The following is a 3962-nucleotide window of genomic DNA, read 5'->3' on the forward strand; positions in this document are numbered from 1 at the left end:
GGCGCAGCAGCGCCCTCCGCGGGCGGGTCCGCAGGCGCGGGGAGCGGCTGCTGCCCGCACTGCACGCCGCCTTCGGGCGCACCGGCCTGCGCCGACTGCTCCCCGAACGAGATGTCGGCCAGCGCGGCACCGGGCATCCCCAGCGCATCGGCAGGCAGCACCTTCAGCTCGAACAACCGCGCATCGGCGCTGAGTTCGGTGCCGTCGGCCTGCTGCGTCAGCGATCCGAGGTTCAGCCGCAGCACCCCGAAGTCGAGCATCCGGCTGTTCAGCGCGTCGCCGACGACCGGCAGCCGATCCGATCCCGGCGGCATCCCGATCGGCAGGTCCTGCGTCGGGTGCGCCGCGTCGAGCACCGCCAATTCCCGGCCGCCCTGCGAGACCCGCAGCACCGGCGCCGAGTAGTCGACGCTGGAGGTCGCGGGATCGCCGGTGGCGGTGACCGTCAGCTTCGGCGCGCTGACCACGTCGACCCGCACCTCCTGCGGCGTCCCGGCGAGCAGCTGGACGCTGGCGAGCTGCATCTCGGAGGTGGACCGCACCGCCTTGCCCGCCGCGCCCGGCACGTCCACCAGCTCGATGCGGGAGTGCGCGCGGATCGACTGCGGCACGTTGAGCAGCGAGCCGTTGCCCGATTCGTCCGGCGCACCGCCGGAGAGCAGACCGCCGAGCGTGGCGCCCTTCCCGCCATCGAGCATCGCGCGCAGCTCGGCGGTCTTCGCCTGGGCCGAGCCCGGATCGCTCGCCAGCCGGTCGAACTCCTGCGGGGTGTCCGGCATCGCGGGCAGCGCGTTGACCGCGGAAACGCTCGCGACCGAGGTGTCCGCATCGGAGATCGGGGACACGCACGGCCCCTGCAGCTCGTCCCACCTCGCGTGCGCACTCCCTTGCACCGCACCGAGTTTCAGCACCGAGTCGGCAGGCGACGGAGGCGGCCCGAAGCCGGTCGCGGTCGGTTCGGGGTGGTCCGGCAGCGCCGTCTGGTTCACCGACACCCCGGGAACCTGGATCGGGTTGCCCGCGATCGCCGCACCGAACGGCGCGGCTTCCGCGACCGAGCGCTCCTGCGCCAGGTAAGTCCCCGAGTCCGCCTTCGCGGTGGCCAGCCCCATGCCGGCTTCCGCCACGGACTGGTTCGGCACCTGCTGTCCGTCGATGATCGAGTCCCCGGGCACGGTGCCCGGCAGCACCCGCACCACCCCGATGCCGGTGCCGGCTTCCGCCACGATCGGCCCCGGTGGCGGTACCGGCGGGCCGGAGGACGCGGGCGGCTGGTTCGGATCCTCGGGGATCGGAATGGGCGTCGTGGTGGTCTCCGCGAACGCGGCCGGCACGCTCAGCCCGGCGATGGCCAGCGACACCGTCGTGCAAGCGGCGAAGCGGCGCAGCGGTCGGTTCGATCGCATCGCGAAGACCTCCGTTGGTCGGATCGGTGACACGTATCACCGATCAGCACAACGACGCGCCCTGGCCGGGGTGACGGCCCGATTGCCGCGTGTGCACGTCCGCTCGCCGCTCGCGACCGCCTCGGAACCTCCCCTCCGTCGGAGCCCTCCCCTCCGTCGGAGCCGTCGCGTCGCCCCGCTACACTGGCCGCGCAACGCCGCCTTAGCTCAGTCGGACAGAGCGACGCACTCGTAATGCGTAGGTCGCGGGTTCGATTCCCGCAGGCGGCTCCGCGCACAGCCCCTTTCCGGACTCCGGGAGGGGGCTGTTTCGCGTCCGGCTCGCCGTGGTGCGGTCCGGGCGACCGCAGGACCATGGACGGGTAGGCGTGAACGGCTTGATCAAGTTCCAAGTCGGAACAATCGGCAAGAAATTTCGTTCTGGATCGTTCCGCTTTTATTCGGAATTCCTAAATCGCACACAGCAGAAGTTCCAACACGAACAACCGCGGTGAACTCCACCGCAGCCACCGAGAACGCCGCTCGGCTCCGCCCCATAGCAGAGTCCGAACGCCGCCGTTCGCGCCCCACGTGATTGAGCCGTTCGGCGGCGCTGCCAAAGTGGGTCACCCCGATCCGGGGCAAGTAGGGACGGTGACGGACGGCTGGTGGCAACAGCTGTTATCACTGGCGGGTTTCGAAGTCGACATCTCGCGACCGGCCTGCAGTGATCACACGGCGCCACCAGGTGTAGGCCGATCAGCCCAATCGACCTTCACCCTGATAGCCGATTGTCGCCGAACTTGGGGAGCTACTTCGATCACAGTGACGCCGGAAGGATCGATGTGATGGAGCGTTGGGACGCGGGCAACGGCACGGGCATCATCGGCGGCGGGGTCATCGCCGGAGAATCCCAGGCGCAGGACTGGGAACGACGCATCAGCGAGTTGTCCGAGCAGCTCTACCGGGCACGGCTGCTGCAACGCTTCCTGCTGCTCTGGGTCTATCCGGGCAACCTGGCCCTGTTCGGCATCTCCGCTGCCGGGATCAGCCTGCTCAATCCGCCCGTGGCGGCCACGGTCGCGGCAGTGGTGCTACCGATCGGCTCGGTCGCCGTCTCCGCCCGGACCGCTTACCGCCAGCATTTCAGGATGCGCTCGGTGGCCACCGAGCTGCGCGAGGTCGAACGGGCGCACCGCGAGCACCAGCTCGACGAGTGGAACTCCGGTGACCTGCTCGGGATGCGCAAGCGCTACCGGGCGGACCTGCCCGACGTGATCGAGCGCTACCGCGACGAAGCGGGCAGGCACCGCTGGAAGGACCAGTTCCTGCAGACCGTGGTGATCGTCGGCTCGATCGTCAGCGCCACGGTCACCGCCGCGGGCACTTCGGCCCCCAGTTTCCGCTGGGCAGCTGTTTGCGTCGGGCTGCTGGTGGCGGTCGCGGCCGCGTTCGGCGGTTACGCCAAGTACCGCGAGCGGGGCGTGAGCCTGCAGCAGACCGCCGATGTGCTGGAACGCGAATACCATTCGGTCGAATTGCGGGCCGGTCGGTACAGTCGGTTCGAGGACGAAACCGACGCCTACGCCGAATTCGCCGATACCGTGGAATCGTTGCGCGAGGAGCAGGCCAAGCGCCAACAGCACCTCAACCAATCCGTGGACATCACGTCCTTCGCCGGACAGTGATCGCGGGATCGTTCGGATCACTCGAAAGTGAGCGGATTCTGCCCCGTTCCACACACTGCGCGTAGATATTTTCCGAAGGTCGTGATCGCTGATTCGTGGTCGAACCCGGCTCCGTACTCTCCGCCCGGTGCACAGGTGAGCACCTGTGCGGAGAGGAGCAAGGCGATGAAACGCAGCCTGACCGCGGCGGCCGCCGCCGTGCTGACCGGGGCCGGCGTAGTCGGCTCCGCAGGGGCCGCCCTGGCCACCCCCCAATACCCGGCCGAACTGCCCGTGCAGAACGGGCTCGCGCAGACCGCCTTCCACGGCGCAGGCACGGTCCACGGCATCCAGAAGACCGTCGGCGACGTGGTCTCCGCACCCTCCGGGTTGGCGCAGCAGGCAGGCCAGCAGCGCGACGGCGGGCCCCTGGCGAGCACCTTCCAGAACGGCCCCTTGGCGAACAGCCTCGAGAACGGTCCCCTCAACGCGGCCTTCGACAACGGCCCGCTGGGCGGCTCCGCCGAGAAGGACGGCGCGCTCGGCGACCCGCTCGCCCCGTTCGACCACGCGACCACGCACCCGGTGCCGCGCAGTGCGCAGTCCCCGGCCGACGGTGCGCGCGCCGCCCAGCCCGCGTTCCCGCCGCGGGACATCGGCGACGCCGTCAACACGGCGGGCAACGCGATGGTCGACTTCGTCAACGCCCTCCCGCCCGAGGCGATGAACCAGCACGTCACCGCCGAGAACGGCAAGCCGGGCAAGCCCGGATCCGGCGGTCTCAGCGGCACCGACGGCCAGGCGGGCGGCAGCTCCGAAGCGATCAACGCCCCGACCACCAAGCCCGCCCCGCGCAGTGCGCAGCGCCCGCACCTGCTCGACCTCAGCAACGCCAACGGCATGCTCGGCA

2 protein-coding genes, 1 tRNA gene and 1 pseudogene are annotated in these 3962 nt (G+C 70.1%); 3 read left to right on the forward strand and 1 reads right to left on the reverse strand.

The annotated features are described in order from the left end of the window. Positions 1-1406: hypothetical protein (locus IJH84_RS06365; RefSeq protein ID WP_295141439.1), on the reverse strand; the 1406-nt coding region annotated here is incomplete at its 3' end. Between the two features lie 196 nt (positions 1407-1602). Between IJH84_RS06365 and IJH84_RS06370 the strand changes: the two genes are divergently transcribed. The 3 genes and pseudogenes from IJH84_RS06370 to IJH84_RS06380 all read left to right on the forward strand — a co-directional run. Continuing rightward, a tRNA-Thr gene (locus tag IJH84_RS06370) sits at positions 1603-1676 on the forward strand. A 557-nt stretch (positions 1677-2233) separates the two neighbouring features. Next, positions 2234-3073, forward strand: coding sequence for a DUF4231 domain-containing protein (locus tag IJH84_RS06375; protein WP_200068270.1), 840 nt, complete (start codon positions 2234-2236; stop codon positions 3071-3073). Between the two features lie 165 nt (positions 3074-3238). Next, positions 3239-3962 (forward strand): annotated as a pseudogene (locus tag IJH84_RS06380) (hypothetical protein); the annotation flags it as partial.

It is taken from the genome of Saccharopolyspora sp. (genome assembly GCF_017434145.1).
In the GTDB taxonomy this organism is placed as follows: Bacteria; Actinomycetota; Actinomycetes; order Mycobacteriales; family Pseudonocardiaceae; genus Saccharopolyspora_C; species Saccharopolyspora_C galaxeae.